This is a genomic window from Thiovibrio sp. Mzg5, assembly GCF_055379285.1.
The window spans coordinates 1,977,337-1,998,230 of sequence record NZ_AP022872.1; the positions used below are offsets into that span (position 1 = coordinate 1,977,337).

Sequence of the window (20,894 nt, forward strand, 5' to 3'; positions counted from 1 at the left end):
ACGAACCTGGGCCGGTCGGGAGAAACGGTCGCCTACACCGCCTCGTCGAAACCCACCAGCACCTGGTTCCGCCCGTAATCCATTCTGACATAGGCGGCTTTTTCGAATTCCTTACTCTTGTACAACTTGTACAGCACCTTGGTCAGCCAGAAATATTTGGTGCCGACATTGCCTGCGCCCAGATGGATGGGAAAAGGCCGGTCCACCAAATAGAGGGTAATATTTTCCTCCCCGTCCACATGGAGTTCCGAGATATTCTGCTTGGGCAGGATGGAACTTCCCTGACCCGCGTATTTAATGAACTGCAGGGCCTCGCCCAGTTGCGAATCCTTGAGGGTCCGCGGCCACTCATCCCTTTTCAGCCCGGTGATAATGGGGTAATCCATATCCTCGGGCGGTAACACCTGGGCAAAGGCAACGCCGTTCTGGTCAAGATAGAACAGGCCGTTCTCCAGGCTGACAATGGCCACCGGTAAACGCTCTTTGACCACGATGGTCAACCGGTTGGGCCAGTCCCGGGTAATCTCCGCCGACTCGATCCATTCATGGGCCTCGATTCCGGACTTCACCTTGGCAGGATCAAGGGCGAGCAGATTACTGTGTACATCCACCCCGCTCATCTCCAGAATAAGGTTCTTAGTAGTCCGACGGCAGCCCTGGATGTTGGTGGCGGTTATCTGGAAAAAATCCGAGCGGCTCATGGCCTTATAAACGATGAAGCCGACTACGGCAAAGCCTGCAACCAACAAGAGAAAACCAACCCCAAGAATGGCCAGTTTTTTCTTGAGATCCAGGGTCCGGCTTTTCTTGCCGCTCCCGTATCTCTGCTGTATGGACTTTCCCTTTCGCAAACCGTCTCTACCCCTTTTTTCTTCCCGCTTACAGGAGGTGAACTTCCGGCTCCAGCCGGACCCCGAACCGCTCAAAAACCTTTTCCTGCACCAGCCGCATCAGGTCCAGAAAATCCTGGGCTGTGGCCGAACCGGTATTCACCAGGAAATTGGCATGGACCTCGGAAACCTCGGCGCCGCCCACAGTAAGGCCCTTTAACCCGGCATCCTGGATGAGCTTTCCGGCCGCGGGCAAACCTGCGGGATTTTTAAAAAACGAACCGGCATTGGCCAAACCCTGCGGCTGCTTTTCTTTCCGGTCGCGCATCAACTGAGCGCATCTTCTTTCAATGGCCTGCCGATCCCCGACCTGCAACAAAAACTCCGCAGCCACCGCAATCATCCCCTCTGTTTCCAGATGCCGATACGAAAAGTCCAGGTCGGCTTTTTTTCTTTCCACCAACTCTCCAGAGGTGCACAAAAAAGTCACCGCAGACAGGGGTTCGCTCATCTCCTTGCCCCAGGCGCCGGCGTTCATGACCACCGCCCCGCCCACCGAACCCGGGATGCCTGCAGCAAATTCCAGGCCCTCTAAGCCCTGGGCAGCGCACCAGTTAACCAGCTTCATCAGACTGCATCCGGCCTCAACCTGGACCCTGGCCTCGCCGTCCTTTTCCCCGGCCAGCTGTTCGATAGCCGCGAACTTCCGGCCCAGCATGACAATAACTCCATCATAACCCGCATCGGCAACCAACAGGTTGCTGCCCCGGCCAATGACCCGCCAGCAAACGCCCAGTTTCGCCAATACGGCGAGAAGGCTCTGTAATTCTTCCCGGCTGGCCGGAGTAGCCACGGCTCTGGCCGGACCGCCCACTTGCAGGGTACACCAACGGGCCATGGGGCTGTCCCATTCGATCTCGCCGGGCCAGAGATCACGCAATTGCTCCGCCCAGTTGTCCAGTCCTTTGTCCATCGGCTTCTGCCCCCGGAATTTCAAGACCTCACCCCTGCCGGGGCTCTCTTGCAGGTTGCAGACCCTAGCAGGCAGCATGCCCCTGCTCCAGTTTCTGCAAGAGTTCCTCACCGGCCTGGTAGATGTTGCCCGCGCCCAGTGTCAGGACAATATCGTCCGGCTGCACCATAGCCCTTACCGTATGGGCCAAGGATTCAACCTCCGCGACAAAATGGGCGTTTTTCTGGCCGTGCAGCTTGATTTCCTGCAACAGCGCCGAGCCGCTTATTCCCTCGATGGGGGTCTCGCTCGCCGCGTAGATCTCGGTGAGCAACAAGACATCCGCCTCATGAAAGGCGGTACTGAATTCCTTGAACAATCCGGCAGTCCGCGTGTAACGGTGGGGCTGGAACATGACGATCAGCCGTCTTCTCGGCCAGGCCGAGCGCATGGCCGCCAGGGTTGCCCGAATCTCGGTGGGATGGTGGCCGTAATCATCAATGACCATGACCCCACCTGCCTCCCCCTTGATCTGCAACCGCCGCTGAACCCCGCTGAAGGTTTTCAGGGCGTTTTGAATGACCCCGAAGGGGATATCCAACTCCAGGGCCACGGTGATGGCTGCCAAGGCGTTGTAGACATTATGCTGGCCAGGGATATTGAGGGTTATCTCCCCCAACACCTCCGTATTCCGGCAAACCTCAAAAACCGAGGTCAGGCCATGGGCTACCACGGCCCGGGCATGGACATCGGCCTGACTGGTCAGGCCGTAGGTAATAACCCTTTTTCGGATCTGGGCCAGGACCGAAGCGACATTGGCATCATCCAGACAGACCACCGCCGCCCCATAAAAGGGAAGCTTCTCGATGAACTCCAGGAAGGCCGCCTTGATCTCTTCGATATCCTGGTAATGGTCCAGATGCTCCAGGTCGATATTGGTTACAATCTCAAGCACCGGGGAGAGCTTCAAAAAGGAGCCGTCCGACTCGTCCGCCTCGGCAACCAGGAACTCCCCCTCGCCAAGTTTGGCGTTGGTGCCCAGGCTGTTCACCTTGCCGCCGATCACCACCGTTGGATCAAGGCCTGCCTCGGCCAGCAGCCAGCCGACCATGGAGGTGGTGGTGGTTTTCCCATGGCTGCCGGCCACGGCGATGCCATACTTTTTGAGGCGCATGAGTTCGGCCAGCATCTCCGCCCTGGGGATGACCGGGATATGGGCGGCGCGGGCCGCTTCGACTTCCGGGTTATTTTCCCGCACGGCCGAAGAGGTCACCACTACGTCCGCCCCGGCAATCCACTGACCCTGATGCCCGGTGTGCACCTTGCCGCCCAAACCCGTCAGACGCCGGGTGATTTCGGTCTCCCGCAGGTCGGAGCCGCTCACGGTATAGCCGAGGTTCAAAAGCAACTCGGCAATGCCGCTCATGCCGATGCCGCCGATGCCCACGAAATGGATATGTTGTGTTTTCTTATACATGTACTTTTGTCCTTAATCCGTGGTCGCTCAGGCGGCCAACAGCTCCATGCTCTTTTCCACAATGGCCTCGGTCGCCTCCGGCCGGGCGAACTGTTGCATCCGCGCGCCCATATCCTGCAAGCGGGGGGCATCGTTTATAAGCCCCAGAATCTCCGCCCGCAGTTTTGCGCCATCAAGCTCCCGTTCCTGAAACATCAGGGCTGCCCCGCCTTGCACCAAGTAAGCCGCGTTGGTCGTCTGATGATCATCCGCGGCATAGGGGTAAGGGATCAAAATGGCCGGCTTGCCCAATACCGCCAGCTCTGCCAAGGTAGTTGCCCCAGCCCGCGAGACAACAAGATCCGCTTCCCGGTACGCCGTTGCCATATCATTAATAAAGGAAGAAACCTGGGCGGTAACCCCGGCCTCAGCGTAAGCCTTTCGTACCCATGCTTCATCGCTGTTTCCCGTCTGGTGCCGGACCTGAACCGCGCCGCCGGAGAGGTTCGGGCTCAAGGCCTCCACCATCAGAGCATTGACCCGGTGCGCGCCCTGACTGCCCCCCAGCACCAGCACTGTTTTGCCTGCGGCCTGACTTGTCTGCTGGCCTACCGTCTCGAGCAGCTCCGCCCGCACCGGATTTCCGGTGAGCACCGCTTTCCCCTTGGGGAAAAACCCCTCGGAGCCGGGGATGGAAATATATACCTGGTCAACGATTTTTCCAAGCATCCTGTTGGCCATTCCCGGAATTGAATTCTGCTCATGGATGCAGGTCTTCACCCCCATGAGTCTTGCCGCCAGCACCACCGGCCCGGTCACATAGCCGCCCACCCCCAAAACCAGCTGCGGCTTAAAGGCGCGCACGATCCGCAATGCCTGCCAGAGGCTGATGGGGAGCTGGGCCATACTCTTGAGTGTTCCCCATAGGGATTTTCCCTTCAAGGGCAGGCAGGCGATGGCCTTCTTTTCAAAAGAGCGCCCAGCCAAGGTCTTGTTGTCAATGGCACGGTCCGTGCTGACAAAGAGGATCTTGCCTTGGGGAAACCGGCGCAGCATCTCTTCGGCCACGGCAATGCCGGGGAAAAGATGCCCTCCTGTTCCTCCTCCGGTCACGATCATCCGCATGGACAGTCACCCAATCCTTATCTATCGGCCGCAGGCGGCCAAGCCGCGGTTGCCGCCATTTCTCGCCAGGAGCCAGTCTTGCGCCCGTTCCATGGTCTGGTGAAAACAGTCCGGGCAATAGCCATGGGAAATCCTTGCTTCCTTGCCGGCCTGTCCCTGGATCCAACCGGCCTGACTCTTGGTTTTTCGGCACACACAGCACACTGTTTGCATCAACCCGTCCTCGCCTTGTTGTCGCCCCCAAGCCGTGCCCCTCAGACACCAGACCTGCCGGACGTTTTTTCGGCCGTTGCGCTATCGCGCTTCCTGCCGCCCCAACCTGCCGACAGCCTGGGTGAATACCTCCCCCCGATGGCTGTAGCTTCTGAACATGTCAAAACTTGCGCAGGCCGGAGACAGCAGCACCGCGTCGCCCTTCTCCGCCATTGAACTGGCCAGCTGTACCGCCTCGTCCATTTCCGCGGCAAAGGCGATCCGGGTGCTCTTGGCAAAGGCCTTGGCAATTGCCTCCTTTGCCTCGCCAATCAGGACCATGGCCCTGACCTTTTCCTTTACCAGGGGGAGCAGCATCTCGTAGCCACCGCCCTTGTCCCGCCCGCCGGCGATGAGCACCACCGGCTGTTGCATGCCGCCCAGGGCGGAATAGACCGCGCCGACATTGGTGGCCTTGGAATCGTCGTAGTAGGTGATGCCTCCGATCTCCGCCACCAGGGCCAGCCGGTGCGGCAGCGGGGCGAAGCCGGCCAGACTTTTCCGGATATCCGTCGGGCTGCACCCCATGGCCCGGGCCGCGAGAATCGCCGCCATGGCATTTTCGCTGTTTGGCGCCTGGGCAAGCGGGGTTCCCGCCAATTCGTACTCCTCGATTTCCTTGCCTGCTCCGCCCTCCGCGGCAAGGCGAACCTTGGTCCCGCTGAGATATGCTGCCACCCCGGTCGCTTTGCTGGAGCGGTATTGCCGGATTTCTCCCCGCAGCGGCCAGGGGCTTTGCCCCTTTGCCTCTTTGCCAAGCCATCGGGCAATGACAGGATCGTCCCCGTTGACCACCGCCACATCGCCGGGCTGCTGGTTTTTAAAGAGCGACATCTTGGACTCGACATAGGCCTCGTAGGAGGCATACCGATCCAGATGGTCCGGGGTGATGTTCAGCAGCACCCCAACCCGGGGCCGAAACTCCCCACCGCTGTCGAGTTGGAAACTGCTCACCTCAAGCACCACCGCCTCACAATCCTGGGGCCCGGCGAGATACTCGGCCAGGGGGGTGCCGAGATTGCCGCCCACAAAGACCTTCTTGCCGCTGCCTTTGAGCAAATCACCGATCAGGGTGGTGACCGTGCTCTTGCCGTTGGTGCCGGTCACCGCCACCAACGCACCTTTTAGAAAATCCTTGGCCAGGGCCAGCTCGCCCACCACCGGAATCCCTTTTTGCTGTGCCTCCGCAAGGGGCGCGATCCCCAGCGGTACGCCCGGACTAACGAGAATGCAATCTGCCGAAGTTAAAAGCTCAGAGGTATGGCCGCCAGTTTCTACAAAAACTCCTTTCTCCTTCAGCCACCGAACCAAGTCTCCTTCAAGGTTCTCCTGACGGCCACCCTCTGAAACCGATATTTTTACGCCAAGATTGAGCAGGAAACGCACTGCGGAAACACCGGACTTGCCAAGGCCCACCACCACCACGTGGGCTCCCGGCTGCAGTATTTCCTTGAGGTTCCTGTTCATCCTTTCATCTTCCTCTATTTTCCTAACGCAACTTCAAGGTCGCCAGGGCGCTCAAGCCCAGGACAATGGAAACAATCCAGAACCGGACCACGACCTTGGGCTCTGTCCAGCCCTTCTTCTCGAAATGGTGATGAAACGGAGCCATGAGAAAGATCCTTTTTCCGCCGGTCATCTTGAAAAAACCCACCTGGAGGATGACCGAAAGCGCTTCCATGACAAAAACCCCACCGACAATGGCCAGCAGCATCTCCTGCTTGATGATGATCGCCACCATACCAAGAGCGGCCCCCATGCTCAGGGAGCCCACATCGCCCATGAAAATCTGGGCCGGGTAGGCATTGAACCAGAGAAAACCAAGGCTGGCCCCCACCAGGGCGCCGCAGAAAACGGCAACCTCGCCGGCCCCCGGCACATAGGGGATCTGCAGGTATGCCGCCAACCCGGCATGCCCGGCCAGGTAGGAGAAGAGCAGATAGACACTGCTCGTCACCACCGTGGGACCGGTGGCCAGCCCGTCAAGACCGTCGGTGAGATTCACGGCGTTGGAGGCACCGACCACCACCAGGGTAGCGAAAACCACGTAGAAGGTGCCCAGGTCGGGCTGGATATTTTTCAAAAACGGGAAGCTCAAGTGCCCGTCAAAATCCGGGTTGAAATAGATGAGCAATCCCGCCACTAAAGCGCCGAGAATCTGCCAGAAGATCTTGCCCCGGGCACTCAACCCCTTGCTGTTCTGCTTTTTTATCTTGCGGTAGTCGTCATACGCGCCGATTGCTCCGAACCAGAGGGTCACCCCGAGAATGATCCAGACAAAGGAATTATACAAATCAACCCAGAGCAGGGTGGTCACCGTCACGGCAAACAGGATGAGCAGCCCACCCATGGTGGGGACCCCCCGCTTGCTGAAATGGCTGGCCGGGCCGTCGTCCCGCACCACCTGACCGATCTGGTTTTCCTGCATCATGCGGATGAACCTGTTGCTCACCAGCAGCATGATAATAAATGCGGTCAGCGTGGCGCCGATGGCGCGGAAGGTGATATAGCGAAAAACATTCAGCGCGCTGAAGTAGGTGTGGAGCGGATAGAGAAGATGATAGAGCATGGTGGTTGTCCTTAGCCCTGCTTCTCAAGCAGATCGTGAGTGATTGTTTCCATCCGCATCCCGCGCGAGCCCTTGACCAAAACCCAGTCCCCCGGTTGCAGGGCCCCGGCAGCGATACCTTGGCGCAACCAGTTGCTGATCTCTTCCTTGTTGGCAAAAAACATGGCCTTCTTCCTGTTCATCCCAGCTTTCCAGGCCGCGTTAACCAAGGGTTCGGCAAATTCCCCCACCGCCAGCAAGGTGTCGAAGCCGAGCCGAGCCACCTCTCGGCCAATGGCCTGATGGGCCGCAACACTCTGTGCCCCGAGTTCCAGCATGTCGCCCAGGATGACCACCTTTTTATGGGTACGGTCCATGTGGTGCAGGGTCTCAAGGGCAGCCAGCACGGAAGAGGGGTTGGCATTGTAGGCGTCGTTCACCAGCCTGATTCCGCCGGTGAGCTTCTGCACCTGGAGCCGGTTTGCAAAGGGGGTAAAGCTCTCCAGCCCGGCCACGATATCGGCAAACTTCACCCCTGCCGCATGGGCCATGCCCGCCGCAGCCAGGGCGTTCTGGACATTATGCGCCCCCAAGCCCCGGATCTTCACCCGGGCCTCGTTGGTGCCGATTTGCAAGGTAAAGGCCATGCCGCGTTCACCCAGGCTGCGCAACCGCAGGCTGCGGATATCCGCCTTGGGGCTGCGGCCAAAGGTAATTTTTTTCTGACTGCAGCGCCGGGCTATGCCCCGCACCCTTTTGTCATCGATGTTGACCACCAGCTTGCCCCAGGCCTTGATCCCGGCAAAGAGCTCGCCCTTGGCCTTGGCCACCCCGGAGATGTCGCTTAAGCCCGCAAGATGGGCATCCTGAACATTGGTGATGCAGGCGATGTCCGGGTCCGCGATTTCGGTGAGCCTGGCGATCTCTCCGGGCTGGTTCATGCCCATTTCCATCACCGCGAAATCATGGTGAAATTCCACCGGCAGCAGGGAAAGCGGCAGCCCGATCAGGTTGTTAAAGTTGCCTTGGGTCTTCAGCACGTTGTATTCCCTGCTCAGGATCGCCGCAATCATCTCCTTGACCGTGGTCTTGCCGCAGCTTCCGGTCATCGCCACCACCTGCAGATCCGGCATCAGCGATCTCCGGTAGGCGGCCAGATCCCCGAGGGCGCGAAGGGTGTCGGTTACCAACACTACGGGCACCGGCGGCATCTTCTCGGGCACCATATCGACCACCAGCCCGGCAGCCCCTTTTTCCACGGCTTGCGCAAGATACATATGGCCGTCAAAGGTCTCTCCGCGCAGGGCCACGAACAGATCACCCGGTTCAATGGCCCGGCTGTCCGTGCAGACCCGGCGAAATCCCGCCGCAGTCCGGCCGGAAAGAAACCTGCCCCCCGTGGCCAAAAGAACCTGGGACAGCGTCCAGACCGGATTCTGCATGGGGCCAGAGCCAGGATTCTTTTCCGTTCTTCCGTTTTTCATACCGCAAGCACCTGTTCTCCGCACCATTGCCAAATCCATCACCCATCCCCCTCTTTAGAGAGCTTGACTACTTCTTCCGACCATTACCAGTTGAGCACCGCAGCCTGGGCTGCGGCTTCAAGCCTGTCATCGAAAAAAAATCTCCCCTCCGGGGTTATCTGATAGGTCTCGTGCCCCTTGCCGCATAGCAGCACCACATCGCCTGGCTGGGCATGGCGGATGGTTTCCCTGATCGCCTCCCGGCGGGAGGGGATAATGTCGTAGCCCTGCATTGCTCCCCGCGCCAGGAGCGCCTCAATCCGCAGGCGCGGCAAAGTGGTTTCCAAAATCCCCGCCTCAATGTCCCGCAGGATATCGGCAGACCTTTCACTGCGCGGATTATCCGAAGTAAGCACCACCACATCGGCCATCGCCCCGGCAACCTTGCCCATCAATGGCCGTTTCCCGCGGTCGCGGTCTCCGCCGCAGCCGAAAATCACGATCAGACGGCCCTTGGTGAGGCGGCGCATGGTCTGCAGCACATTGGCCAGCGCATCCGGGGAGTGGGCAAAATCAACAAAAACGCTGACCCCGGCGGGGGCCTGAACCCGCTCCAAGCGTCCGGGCGCGGCCTGGGCTTGCGCCAGCCCGGCAACAATCTCTTCCCCGGAAATCCGTAAGGCCACTGCCACCCCGACCGCACCGAGAAGATTCTTCAGGTTGAAGGTGCCAACCAGATCGGAACGGACCTGCAATTCCCCGGCCGGAGTTGCCAGAGAGGCCACCGTTCCGGCCAGACTCTCCCGAGCCTCTCGTACGGCCACCGTGGTCCCGCTAAAACCGCAGTCCAGCAGGGTCCGCCCTTTTTTCCCCGTGTAGCCCAAGGATTTGTCTGCCCGCAGGTCAGCCAGCAGACGCCTGCCCCAGTCGGCGCCGGCATCATCCCGCTCGTCGCAGATAACCACCGCCTTGCCGTCCTGTTTCAGGTACTCGGTAAAGAGCATCTTTTTGCTCGCAAAGTAACTGGCCATATCCCCATGAAAATCAAGGTGGTCCCGGCTCAAATTGGTAAAGAGCGCCGCATCGAAAAAGATGCCGGCCACCCGTTTTTGCTCAAGGGCATGGGAGGAGGTCTCCATGATCACATGGGTAACGCCGTTCTCCGCCATCTCCGCCAGGATCCGGTGCAGACTCACCGGATCAGGGGTGGTAAACGGGGCGGGAATTTCCACCGCGTTGTACCGATAATTCACGGTGCCGATCACCCCGGGGTTGCCTCCGGCCCGGCGGATGATCGACTCCAGCAGATAGGTGGTCGTGGTCTTGCCGTTGGTGCCGGTGATGCCGATCATCAGCATCCGCCGGGCCGGCTGGCCATGGAAACTGGCCGCCGCCTGCCCCAGGGCCTTTGGCGTATCGGCAACTTCGAGACAAGCGACCTTGGCATGCTTCCAGCCCCGGCAGCGCCCCTTGCCCACCAGCACGGCGGCGCACCCTTTTTTTACGGCCGCCTCCAGGTAGTCATGGCCATCCACGGTCAGCCCAGGGATCGCAACAAACAACGCCCCCGGCCCAGCCTGGCGGGAGTCGGCGGTGATGCTGCGTATCGTTTTGTCCTGTAGCCTGTCCAGGTTCACGATTTCCATCTCCTCGGCCATTTCCCGTAAAGATACTGCGGCAAGGTTGTTATTTTTTCCCATGTCCAGTACCCGGCTTCTTCCCTTACTGCATCGTTTTCAGGTGCAACACACATTGTTCAACGCCCCGCAAGGCTGCACCGGCCAGGGGATACTGGCTTGCCACCTGCCCCGAGCCGATGATCTGCAACCGCACCCCATACGGTTGCAGAACCTGCATCGCCTTGCGCCCGCTCAACCCCCGCACATCGGGCATGACGAGCCCCTGCGGCCCTTGGACCAAAGCGGCGGGCAGGGTGGATTTGGCTTGAATCATTTCCATTTTTTTGTAGTAACCGGTTTCCCGTACCGCCAACTCCCTGGCGGTGGGGGGCTTCACCTTGTTCTGGAGAGCAGTTCTGGCCTGCGGCATCATCTCTTCCGCAAAATCCCGAACCGGCGACTTGGCCAACGGGTCGATATGAGCACCCTCAAGCACAACAATCATGGCAATTTCAGGGTGTTCCAACGGGGCCATGCCCAGGAGAATACTCTCCATTACCGGCTGGCCCGGGCCCGCATTTTCGCCGCCCTCTTTTCCCGGCTGCGCCTGGTTCTGCGGAGCAAGATTTTTTTGCAGCAGCGATTCGATGACAAAATTAGTCCGGCCAGCCCCAGCAGCCTTTTTCATTTCGCTGCGCATGCCAGTACTTACCTCGGGTCGCACGACAAACTCCCCAATTCCCTGCCGGACCGGCACATCCCACACCTGCTCATCCTGCCAGACAGCACGGAGCACATGGGGGGTCATCACCTGACCTCCGTTAAACAACCGGCAAAATGCCGACAGCAACGCCAGAGGGGTTGCTGTCGGACCAAAATCTTTTTCAGCGCGCGGGACCATGGCCTTTGCCGATTCCGGGGGATTTCCCACCGGAATCGCGACGGTCTTATTCGCCGGGCCGACATGCACATCCTTTAAGGCAAACAACGCCTCGGGCAAGTCCACCTCGCCCTTGACGGTCAAGCCGATTTTGTCTGAAAAAGCATTGAACTCGTCACGGCCCACCACGGTCTGCCCAAAGCCAACCCCCTCCGGGGAAATATACCTGCCATCCTGCACCAGATTCCAGGCAGCCCGCTGAACCGCTTCCGGCTCCTGCCCTGCCACCGGGCCTGCTTCGCTTGCCGGCACCCCGCTTTTTTCCTGAGCGCTCCTGTTATCCATGATCGCCGCTGCCTGGAACAACCGGTCCATGGCACCAAGGTCAAGAATATCTTCCACAGCCCGGTTCCGCCGCGCCTCGGCGCTGAATTCCCAAAATCGATTGGGATCATAGTCCGGCAGACTGGCCAACCCGATAATCTCCCCGGTATCCGGGGCCATGAGCACAGCCACCCCACCTTTGGCTCCCGTGCTGCCGACAAGGGCTTTCAGCTTTTGCTCCAAAATGTTCTGCAGGTGGATATCAATGGTCAGGATAAGGCTGGCGCTGTCGCTCCCCTCGGCTATTTTCCTGCTCACCCCGGCCGCAGCCAGTCTGGGATCGTACACCCCGCCGCCCCGCAGCACACTGTCATAATAAAACTCGACCCCGGCCAACCCCTGTTCATCCTTTAAAAAACCAATGACATGGGCGCCCAACTGGTTTCCCGGATAAAACCTCTGCACCTGGTTGATACGGTAGACCCCTTTCAGGTTGAGATCGGCAATTTTCACCGCTTTCTCCCGGGATAAATCCCTGCCAAGCCAGGCAAAACTTCTTTCCCCCTTCAGGGCTGAAAGAATATTTTTCTCATCCAGTTCGAGAATTTTTGCGACCGCACGGGCAACTTCCTCGGGCGCCTCAAGCTCCAAAGGCCTTGCATATAAAGAACTCCGCTGAAAGCTCACTGCCAGCTCCATGAAGTTCCGGTCATAAATATTTCTCCGACCACCACCGGTGACGGCGCTGACCTGTTCCTCTTTTTGCCCGTCGCTCTGGGTCTGCTGACCGCTGTCGCCAAAAAACTGACTTCTGATGGCCACCACCGCAAACACTATCGCCAGAAGCAAAAGAAATCCGCCCACCAGGGCCGGCCGCCGGTCTCTTCCCTCAATTGCCCGCTTCTTCATGCCGGGCCCTATGGCCTTCTCATCTGCTTTTCGGAAGGCGGGAACAATCCCAGCCCCCCTGCCGCAGCTTCAATTTTTTCCTGTTGCAGCAGCGCTTCTTTTTCCGCGGAGAGCGCCACATTGGCAGCGGTGAGTTCGACTTTTTCCTGCCTGCCCTTGTCAAGCCTGCCGAGGCCATCCCGTAACGCAGCGCCGAACCAGAGACTACTGACGACACCCAGCAGCATGGCGACAACCGTTATTACCCCAATAATCCTGAACGGCCGCTCCCCCCGATCCGAGCCGCCCGCCCGTTTGCCTGCGACCCTTTGCCTGTTGCCGCCCGCGCCGGAATATTTTTTAGCGTAATCCCGCATCTCAGGTGCTTCCTCTTGCCGCAACCCGCAGCTTGGCGCTTCTTGCCCTGGGATTGCGCAGGCATTCAGCGCGGCCAGGGGTCAGGGGCTTCGGGGTGATTACCTCAAGCAGGGGGTTTTCCCGGAAAGCCTGTTTTACCAGGCGATCCTCCAGGGAATGGAAGGAGATGACACAAAATCTGGCGCCGGGTGCGAGCAGGGTGGCGCCATCGGCCAGAATCCGCTCAAGGCTGTCAAGTTCGCGGTTTACGGCGATGCGCAAGGCCTGAAAAACCTTGGTGGCCACATGGATCTTCTTGGGATGGAACCGTTTGGGAATGGCCTGATCCACCAGGGCGACAAGTTGATCGGTGGAAACAATCTTCTCTTTCCGCCGTGCCGCGACAATCTCTTCGGCAATCCTTCTCGCCTGGCGCTCTTCGCCATAGTAGAAAAAAATATCCGCTAGCTCTTCCTCGGAGGCCTCGTTGACCAGCTCGGCGGCCGTGGTGGTCTGGCGCTGGTCCATCCGCATATCAAGCGGCTCGCTGCCTTTAAAGCTGAAACCACGACCGCTTGCATCCAGCTGCAAAGAAGAAAGACCCAGATCGAGCAGCAGGCCATCAATTGTGCCAATGCCAAGCTCCATCAGGGTCTCCTTTATCGAGGTGAAATTTTCATGCACGAAACGGACACGGCCTGCATACCGGGCCAGCCGTTCCTGCGCCAGGGTCAGAGCCGAAGCATCCCAGTCAAACCCCACAACCTGACCGCTGGGACCGCAGGTCTCAAGTATTCTTTCCGTATGGCCGCCCAGGCCCAGATTGCCATCAACATACAGACCTCCATCTTTCGGGGCCAGACAGGTGACCACTTCCTCGAGCATGACCGGGAGATGAGATGGCTGCATACCGGATCAGAACAGCCCCAATTCCTGAAGAACCTGCTCGAAATCCTGGAAATTCTCGGCGGTCGGCTTGTTCTCAGCCTCCCAGACTTCCTTGTCCCAGATTTCAAAATAGGTAATCATGCCGTTGGCGACGATTTCCTTCTTGATGCGGCAATCTTCCCGCAAGGTCGCGGGAAGCAGGATTCTGCCCTGCTTGTCCAGGGCGCATTCTTCGGCACCACCGATCATGTACCGGATCAGCTTGACCGTTTCCGGGCTCTTCTGGCCTTGGGCCAACAGGGCCGCCTCCAGCTCTTCCCATTGCGGCAACGGATAGGCCCGGATACAGTTGTGCCAGGGAATGACCATGAGCCGCTCATCGCCCTGGCTGCGCAGGGACTCGCGGAACCGGGTCGCGATATTCAGCCTGCCCTTCGCGTCGAGGACATGCTCGGAGCGACTGCGGAAACGACAGACTGGATTTTTCACATTCCCTTCAACCACACGCAGCTCCTTCTTGCTCCCCTATTACCCACTTTGCACCACTTTATGTACCCTTATAGTGAAAAGGACGGATCAGTGTCAAGGAAAAAACAAGCGGAACAGCTTATTCTTTCACCTTAATTAAAGCATTAAAAACACTACATATGGACTCCACTTGGAAGACAAGCACTACAGAAAGTATTGCATGGAAAGATTACCCATATTCCACCCAATCAAATATTTTTTTGTGGGGCAAGGTGGGGTGAAATTTCACCGCCAGCCAGATTTTCCCCAGAAAAAAGCAACCCTCCCGCCGAGGCCATGCCGCGACCTAATCCACCTCTTTATCTTGCTGATTTTTTGGTTTTTCCTTGCCTTTCCCCCGATTTTCATTTAAGGTGCCTCTTTTTTTCCCCAACCGGGAACGAACCCTTCTTTATGGAAGTCACAAAGTTATGGATCAAAGCATAATCAGAAACGTCGCCATTATTGCCCACGTTGACCATGGAAAAACCACCCTGGTCGACCAACTTTTCCAGCAAAGCGGCATGTTCCGGGAAAACCAGGAAGTCGCCGAACGCCTCATGGACTCCATGGATCTGGAAAAGGAACGCGGTATCACCATCACCGCCAAAAATGGCTCCTATTGCTACAAGGATTACTGGATCAACATCATCGACACCCCTGGACACGCCGATTTCGGCGGCCAGGTGGAACGGGTCCTGCGCATGGCGGACGGCTGCCTTCTTCTGGTGGACGCCCAGGAAGGCCCCATGCCCCAGACCTATTTTGTTTTGAAAAAGGCGCTGGCCGCAGGGTTGCGCATCATCGTGGTGATCAACAAGATCGACAAGCCCGCAGCCCGCTGCGAGTGGGTGGTTGACCAAGTCTTCGACCTCTTTGTCAAGCTGGAGGCCCCGGACCACCTGCTGGATTTCCCGGTGGTCTACGCCTCGGCCAAACAGGGCTACGCCAAGCATCACCTCATCGACGAATCCACCACCATGGAGCCGATCTCCCAGCTCATAGTCGCCCATGTACCCCCGCCATCCGGCGACCCGAACGCGCCCCTGCAGATGCAGGTCAGCTCCCTGGACCATTCCCCCTATCTGGGACGGCTCGGCATCGGCAAGGTGACAAACGGCACCCTGAGCATCAACAAACCCATTGCCGTGGTCAAGCGCGACGGCAGCGTAACCCCTGCCCGGCTCACCAAGATCTTCCGCTTTGAGTCCGACAAAAAGGTGTCCACCGATACGGCCGGGGTCGGCGAGCTGGTTGCCGTGGCAGGCATGGACGACGTTACCGTCGGCGTGACCTTCACCGATGCGGACAACCCCATGCCGATGCCCCTGATCGAGATCGATCCGCCGACCATCTCGATGAATTTTATCCCCAACGACTCGCCTTTTGCCGGGTTGGAAGGAAAATTTGTCACCTCCCGCCATTTGGAGGACCGGCTCCGAAAAGAGACCCTTGCCGACGTGGCCCTCCGGGTCGAACCCATGACGGAAGGCGTCGGCTATGTGGTTGCCGGCCGTGGCGAGCTGCATCTTTCCATCCTCATCGAAAAGATGCGCCGCGAGGGTTTCGAGCTCCAGGTTACCCGCCCCCAGGTCATCATGAAACAGGAAGGCGGCGTCACCCTCGAGCCTTACGAGGAACTGACCATTGACGTGGACGAACAGTACGCCGGGGCGGTAATCGAACGGCTGGGAATGCTCAGAGGCCAGATGCAGGAAATGACCCAAGCAAACGGCATGAACCGGCTGGTCTACAAGATCCCCACCCGGGGTCTGCTGGGCTACCGCTCCGAATTCATGACCGCCACCAAGGGATTGGGCATGATGAACTACGTTTTTGCCGAATACGGCCCCTATGCCGGAGACATCATCAATCGGGTCAACGGGGTCCTCATCAGCATGGATACCTGCACCACCGTGGCCTACGCCCTTTTCAACCTGCAGGATCGCGGCCGCTTGTTCCTCGGCCCGGGCAACAGGATCTATGCCGGCCAGATCATCGGCGAGAATGCCCGGAACCAGGACATGGTGGTCAATCCGGCCAAGGGCAAGAAGCTGACCAACATGCGCGCTTCCGGCTCCGATGAAAATGTGGTTCTTGTGCCGCCGGTGCAGATGAGCCTGGAAGACTGTATCGCCTACATCAATGATGATGAACTGGTGGAAGTGACCCCCAAGACCATCCGGTTGCGGAAGAGATCGCTCAACGTGAAATAAGAAGGGCGTACGCTCCCCTCTTCTCTTGAGGCACCATAAAAAAAGGCCCTGTCGGACAACATCCGACAGGGCCTTTTTTTATTTGCGCAAGCAGCAACCGCGCTACAACACCACGGTCCGCTTGATATACTTCACCACCTCCGCCGGGTCGTCCATGACCTGGAAGTAGAGCAAATCGTCTTCCACGATGTACCGCTCGGCCAACATCCTCTCCTTGATCCAATCCACCAGGCCGCCCCAGAAATCAGAACCCACCAGAATAACCGGAAAACGTTTCACCCTCTTGGTCTGGATCAGGGTCAACGACTCGAACAGCTCATCCAAGGTGCCAAAGCCTCCGGGCATGCCGATAAAGGCCATGGAATATTTGACAAACATCACCTTGCGGACAAAGAAATACTTGAAGTTCATGGGGACGTTGGTAAAGGGATTGGGCTCCTGCTCATAGGGCAGATTGATGTTAAGCCCGATGGACAGGCCTTCGGCAATGGCCGCACCCTTGTTGGCCGCCGCCATGATCCCCGGTCCGCCGCCGGTGATGATCCCGTAGCCGGCAGTGGCCAGATCAAAGGCGATCTGCTCGGCCAGCTTGTAGTAACGGTCGTCCTGGCCGGTTCTGGCGGAGCCGAAGATCGACACCGCCGGCCGGCCGATGTTGGCCAGGGTGTCAAAGCCCTCGACAAACTCACTGAGGATCCGAAACAACCGCCAGGAATCACCCACCTGGAAATTATCCAGCGAATACTGCTGCCGTTCGTCAACGACCCCGGCCTTAGTCAACCTCATATCCAGTCTCCTCGAAAGCGATCACAGGGCACCACATCTGCTTTGTCATCGGGCTGCTCATGTGCAATAGCACACTTCGCACCCCTCTTTCGTGCATCTGTGGCACCCTGCAATCGCTTACAGTTCAGTAAAGATGATCGCACAAAAAGTCTCGGAAGCGCAATCAGGAAAGAGCTGCCAGTGCCGCCTGGGCCGGGGCAAACCCCGGGGAATACCGCAATATCTTGGCATAGAGCCTTCTCGCCTGGCCGGGTTTTCCCTGTTGCTCAAAAATCCTGCCCAGCAACAGCGCGGCTTCCGCCTGGCGCGGATCAAGACGGAGACACTCCACCAGGGACTGCCTTGCCCCCTCCTGGTCCTGGGTCAAGGCCTGCACCTGGCCAAACCGATACCAATGGGCAGCCTTGCCCCCATCCAGTTCAACCGCCTGCCCGCACAGGGCCAGGGCGATATCCTGGCCCTGTTTTTCCAGGGCATAGAGCCTGCCAAGCCTGCTCAACGAACCGGCATCCCTGGGGTTGCCGCTGACCGCCCGCTGATAGGCGGCAATGGCCAGGCCGTTCTCCCCCAAGGCCTCACAGGCCCGACCCAGCCAGCGCGCCACCACCATGGGCTCTCCGCCCTGCTGGGGATTCTTTTTGATCAACTTGTCGCAACGCTCCAAGACCTCACGGGCTTCACCGTATCTGCCCTGCCGACAATAGAGCATGCCAAGATGCTGCAAGAGGTCGGGATGATCGCGGTCCACGGCCAGCGCCCTTTCCCAGAGCGCCAGAGCCTCGGCAGCCTGATTGTCGTCGAGACAGATAAAGCCCAGATTGAACAGGGCCATGAAACTCTTTGGTTCAACCCCCAGCGCCTTCACAAAACAGGCCCGGGCCGCCTTGAGTCGATTGAGCTGGATGTTGGCAACCCCCATGCTGTTGAGGATGTTCACATTACCCGGCTCAAGGAGCAGACCTTGCCGGTATTCCCCAAGGGCCTTGACCAGATCGCCCTCGTTATAATAGACATCCCCGCTGATATTGAGGCTCACCGCGTCGAAGACAGCCAGCGAATCCGGGCCGAAAAAGGCTGCGTGCTGCAAGGCCTTGCGGCAGTTCAGGGGCAGGTCCGATTTCTTGAACTCATGATAGGGAAAGGTGGCCACCCCCATGGAAAAGGAGCTGCCGCCGATACCCTCCATCTTGCCTCGAAAATCCTTGAGCCAGGCGCGGGCCGCCTTGCCATCAAGCCCGTCGAGGAAGAGAAACGCCTCCCGCTGATTGACCAGCACCAGCCCCTTCTCCTGGCCAAGCAATGTCCTGAGTCGTTTGGAAAAATGGTTGCTGGCCGGCTCCTGGTCCATGCGGAGCAGGACCAGGGATAATCGGCTTTTGCCGCGATACAGGGCTCGCAATTTTCGCAGCGCCGATTCCGGGGTCTTGCGAAAGGGGTGGGACTCTATATCCTGGGCCGTTACATGGCCGCAGAGACTGAAAGGCCCCCGCAAGCGGGCGGTGCGCAGGGCCTGCCAGGCCTGCTCCAGAAGTTGTTCCGGAGCGCCGCTCTCCTCGGGATCGTGGGGCGTCACCGTGGTGATGCCGAGATGGGCGGTGACAAAATTTTCCCGCTTGAGCCTCAGCAGCAGCGATTCGCCCAACTGACGGGCCTGCTCCATATCCGCCCCATACCAGAGCAGACCGAAGATCCCGGCGCCGAGGTGGTGCAGATGCATGTCCTCCCCGATCATAGAGGCAAGACAGCTTCCGGCCCGCACGATGTAGCGCAGGCTCCGGTCCGCGTCACGGGTGCGCGGGTAGACCTCCAGCAGGGCAAGGGTGGCCGGGACTTGGGGCGACAGGGCTGCGTCCTCCTCCTGACCAAGGGCCTCAAGCTCCCCCCGCAGATGAAAGCCGTTCACCAGCCCGGTGGCCGGGTCCTGGCAGCTCTGCTTGAGCAGATAAAATTCCCTGGAGATGATATGGCTCTGCTCGTCGAGCCAGACCGTCGGCATCCCGTAGAGCTGGGCCTCACCGCCTTGCACCACCAGTAGCCCGCAGAGCGTTTCCCCGCCCCAGATGGGCAGCAGCAGCTCCTGCTGCTCTGCCTCGACCACGGGCAGATGGTTGTCGCGGATCTGCTTGAGCGCATCCTTAAGCTCCGCAGGCGGCTTGCCCTCCTCGTCGCCCAGAGGCACCAGCTTGGCGGTCTCACAGGGAAAAAAATCAAAAGCCGTCTTGGTGAACAGCGTGGAAAACCGGCGAAGATCGGCAGGGGTCAGAGGCCCGGCCTCAAACAGCAAAGGGATGGTCATCGTTTCTTATCCTCAAAAACTTCTTTCAGACAGTTGGCCAGCATGGGCACTTCCTTGTCCGCCACGGTGCGCATATCAAGGAGCAGCCGGTCATCCTCGATGCGGCCGAGCACCGGCAGGGACAACGCCCGCAACCCCTTTTCCAGCTCATTGACGCTCCGGTCCAGGGGGGCCAGGGCCACACCCCGGCTGGGCAGGGGTTGTTCCGGCAGGGAACCGCCGCCCACCATGGAGGTAATATTCTTGAGTTCCACCCGGCAGACCGATCCAAGCGGCTTGCCGATCAACCGGCGCAGCCGCTTGGCCTTCCGGTCGATGGCAGCCAGGGGCATGGCCAGCATGGCCAGGGTGGGGATGGCAGCGATGGCCTTTTCCTCGTCAAAGTAGAGACGCAACACCGCCTCCAGCCCGGCCAGGGTGAACTTGTCGATACGCAGCGCCCGGTTCATGGGGTTGGCCTTGATCTGCTCGATGATCTCTTTCTTGCCCACGATAAGCCCGGCCTGGGGGCCGCCCAGCAGCTTGTCGCCGCTGAAGGTCACCACATCGACCCCGGCCCGGACCACCTCGCCTACGGTGGGCTCTTTGGCCAGGCCGAAGCGGGAAAGGTCGATCAGACAGCCGCTGCCCAGATCCTCCATGACCGGCAGGTTGTGGCGTCCGGCCAGCGTGACCAGCTCCGCCAGCGGGACCTCGGAGGTAAAGCCGATGATCCGGTAATTGCTGGTGTGCACCTTGAGGAGCAGTGCGGTTTCTTCGGTAATCGCGGCCTCATAGTCACGGAGATGGGTGCGGTTGGTGGCGCCCACCTCCACCAGCTTGGCCCCGGTGCGGCTCATCACCTCGGGAATCCGGAAGGAGCCGCCGATCTCCACCAGCTGACCCCGGGAGACGATGACCTCGCGCCCCTTGGCCAGGGTGTCCAGCACCAGCATCACCGCGGCGGCATTGTTGTTGACCACCAGGGCAGCCTCACCCCCGGTCAGCTCGCAGAGGATCTCCTCCACCAGGCTGTACCGGCTGCCCCGCTTGCCCGTGGCCAGATCAAGCTCCAAGTTGGAATAGCGGCTGCCCACGGCCAGCAGGCTTTCCATGACCGCCTCGGGCAACAGGGACCGGCCAAGGTTGGTATGCACCACCACGCCGGTGCCGTTGATCACGGTACGGAAGTTGGGTCGGAGTCGGGCGGCAAGGAGTTTATATAGGCGGGGAAGCAGCGCGACCTGGGTCAGATCACCGGGCTTGATGGGCGCACCCTTGAGAATCTCCTGCCGGAGAGACTCCAGCAGTTGGCGCACCGAGCTTTTCACCAGCGAAGCAGGCGCATCGGTAGGCGGGTCCAGCCAGCCTAAAAATTCATCAACCTTAGGAATAGCCCGAAGCAGGCGTTGGGTGGAAGCTGCCGATTGCCCGGCGGATTCAGGTTTTGTGGTCATTCACTCCCCAGTTCAGGCAGAAAACGGCGGTTTGAGATCAAGAAACCCATAACATACTGAAAGGACTTACC

Annotated in this window: 17 protein-coding genes; 1 reads left to right on the forward strand and 16 read right to left on the reverse strand. The window is 59.2% G+C overall.

Features of this window, described 5'->3' with window-relative positions; translation table 11 throughout:
* Positions 1 to 32 precede the first annotated feature (32 nt).
* The 13 genes from ACZ46D_RS09100 to mraZ form a co-directional block, all read right to left on the reverse strand.
* On the reverse strand, positions 33 to 851 hold the full coding sequence (locus ACZ46D_RS09100; RefSeq protein ID WP_464927120.1) for a cell division protein FtsQ/DivIB: 819 nt from the start codon (positions 849 to 851) through the stop codon (positions 33 to 35).
* A 28-nt stretch (positions 852 to 879) separates the two neighbouring features.
* Positions 880 to 1,881 (reverse strand): UDP-N-acetylmuramate dehydrogenase, encoded by a 1,002-nt coding sequence (murB, locus tag ACZ46D_RS09105; RefSeq protein ID WP_464927121.1) that lies wholly within the window; start codon positions 1,879 to 1,881, stop codon positions 880 to 882.
* Entirely contained in the window at positions 1,868 to 3,259 is a 1,392-nt protein-coding gene (gene murC / locus ACZ46D_RS09110) for a UDP-N-acetylmuramate--L-alanine ligase (RefSeq protein WP_464927122.1), read from the reverse strand. The genes murB and murC overlap by 14 nt, the downstream gene beginning before the upstream one ends.
* Before the next feature lie 27 nt (positions 3,260 to 3,286).
* Positions 3,287 to 4,363, reverse strand: a complete 1,077-nt coding sequence (murG, locus tag ACZ46D_RS09115; RefSeq protein ID WP_464927123.1) for an undecaprenyldiphospho-muramoylpentapeptide beta-N-acetylglucosaminyltransferase — start codon at positions 4,361 to 4,363, stop codon at positions 3,287 to 3,289.
* Between the two features lie 21 nt (positions 4,364 to 4,384).
* Complete coding sequence (locus tag ACZ46D_RS09120; protein ID WP_464927124.1) at positions 4,385 to 4,576, reverse strand: hypothetical protein; 192 nt, start codon at positions 4,574 to 4,576, stop codon at positions 4,385 to 4,387.
* 81 nt (positions 4,577 to 4,657) lie between these two features.
* On the reverse strand, positions 4,658 to 6,082 hold the full coding sequence (murD, locus tag ACZ46D_RS09125) for a UDP-N-acetylmuramoyl-L-alanine--D-glutamate ligase (RefSeq protein ID WP_464927125.1): 1,425 nt from the start codon (positions 6,080 to 6,082) through the stop codon (positions 4,658 to 4,660).
* Positions 6,083 to 6,104: 22 nt separating this feature from the next.
* On the reverse strand, positions 6,105 to 7,184 hold the full coding sequence (gene mraY / locus ACZ46D_RS09130; RefSeq protein WP_464927126.1) for a phospho-N-acetylmuramoyl-pentapeptide-transferase: 1,080 nt from the start codon (positions 7,182 to 7,184) through the stop codon (positions 6,105 to 6,107).
* 11 nt (positions 7,185 to 7,195) lie between these two features.
* Positions 7,196 to 8,647, reverse strand: coding sequence for a UDP-N-acetylmuramoyl-tripeptide--D-alanyl-D-alanine ligase (locus ACZ46D_RS09135; protein WP_464927127.1), 1,452 nt, complete (start codon positions 8,645 to 8,647; stop codon positions 7,196 to 7,198).
* An 83-nt stretch (positions 8,648 to 8,730) separates the two neighbouring features.
* A complete protein-coding gene (locus ACZ46D_RS09140; RefSeq protein WP_464927128.1) occupies positions 8,731 to 10,326 on the reverse strand; it encodes a UDP-N-acetylmuramoyl-L-alanyl-D-glutamate--2,6-diaminopimelate ligase in 1,596 nt (531 codons plus the stop codon).
* A gap of 22 nt (positions 10,327 to 10,348) precedes the next feature.
* Positions 10,349 to 12,358 (reverse strand): PASTA domain-containing protein, encoded by a 2,010-nt coding sequence (locus ACZ46D_RS09145; RefSeq protein ID WP_464927129.1) that lies wholly within the window; start codon positions 12,356 to 12,358, stop codon positions 10,349 to 10,351.
* 8 nt (positions 12,359 to 12,366) lie between these two features.
* Positions 12,367 to 12,714: a hypothetical protein gene (locus tag ACZ46D_RS09150; RefSeq protein WP_464927130.1), complete on the reverse strand. Its 348-nt coding sequence runs from the start codon at positions 12,712 to 12,714 to the stop codon at positions 12,367 to 12,369.
* Between the two features lies 1 nt (position 12,715).
* A complete protein-coding gene (gene rsmH, locus ACZ46D_RS09155; RefSeq protein WP_464927131.1) occupies positions 12,716 to 13,603 on the reverse strand; it encodes a 16S rRNA (cytosine(1402)-N(4))-methyltransferase RsmH in 888 nt (295 codons plus the stop codon).
* A gap of 6 nt (positions 13,604 to 13,609) precedes the next feature.
* Complete coding sequence (mraZ, locus tag ACZ46D_RS09160; protein WP_464927132.1) at positions 13,610 to 14,086, reverse strand: division/cell wall cluster transcriptional repressor MraZ; 477 nt, start codon at positions 14,084 to 14,086, stop codon at positions 13,610 to 13,612.
* 434 nt (positions 14,087 to 14,520) lie between these two features.
* Here mraZ and typA point away from each other — a divergent pair, with 434 nt between their 5' ends.
* Complete coding sequence (gene typA, locus ACZ46D_RS09165) at positions 14,521 to 16,305, forward strand: translational GTPase TypA (RefSeq protein ID WP_464927133.1); 1,785 nt, start codon at positions 14,521 to 14,523, stop codon at positions 16,303 to 16,305.
* Between the two features lie 102 nt (positions 16,306 to 16,407).
* On the opposite strand, the gene ACZ46D_RS09170 is transcribed toward typA, so the two are convergent.
* The 3 genes from ACZ46D_RS09170 to selA form a co-directional block, all read right to left on the reverse strand.
* The gene (locus ACZ46D_RS09170) at positions 16,408 to 17,091 is read right to left on the reverse strand and encodes an LOG family protein (protein WP_464927134.1); all 684 of its coding nucleotides are present in this window, start codon (positions 17,089 to 17,091) and stop codon (positions 16,408 to 16,410) included.
* 163 nt (positions 17,092 to 17,254) lie between these two features.
* On the reverse strand, positions 17,255 to 19,387 hold the full coding sequence (locus tag ACZ46D_RS09175; protein WP_464927135.1) for a tetratricopeptide repeat-containing diguanylate cyclase: 2,133 nt from the start codon (positions 19,385 to 19,387) through the stop codon (positions 17,255 to 17,257).
* Positions 19,384 to 20,823, reverse strand: coding sequence for an L-seryl-tRNA(Sec) selenium transferase (selA, locus tag ACZ46D_RS09180; RefSeq protein WP_464927136.1), 1,440 nt, complete (start codon positions 20,821 to 20,823; stop codon positions 19,384 to 19,386). Before selA ends, ACZ46D_RS09175 begins: the two co-directional genes overlap by 4 nt.
* Between the last annotated feature and the right edge of the window lie 71 nt (positions 20,824 to 20,894).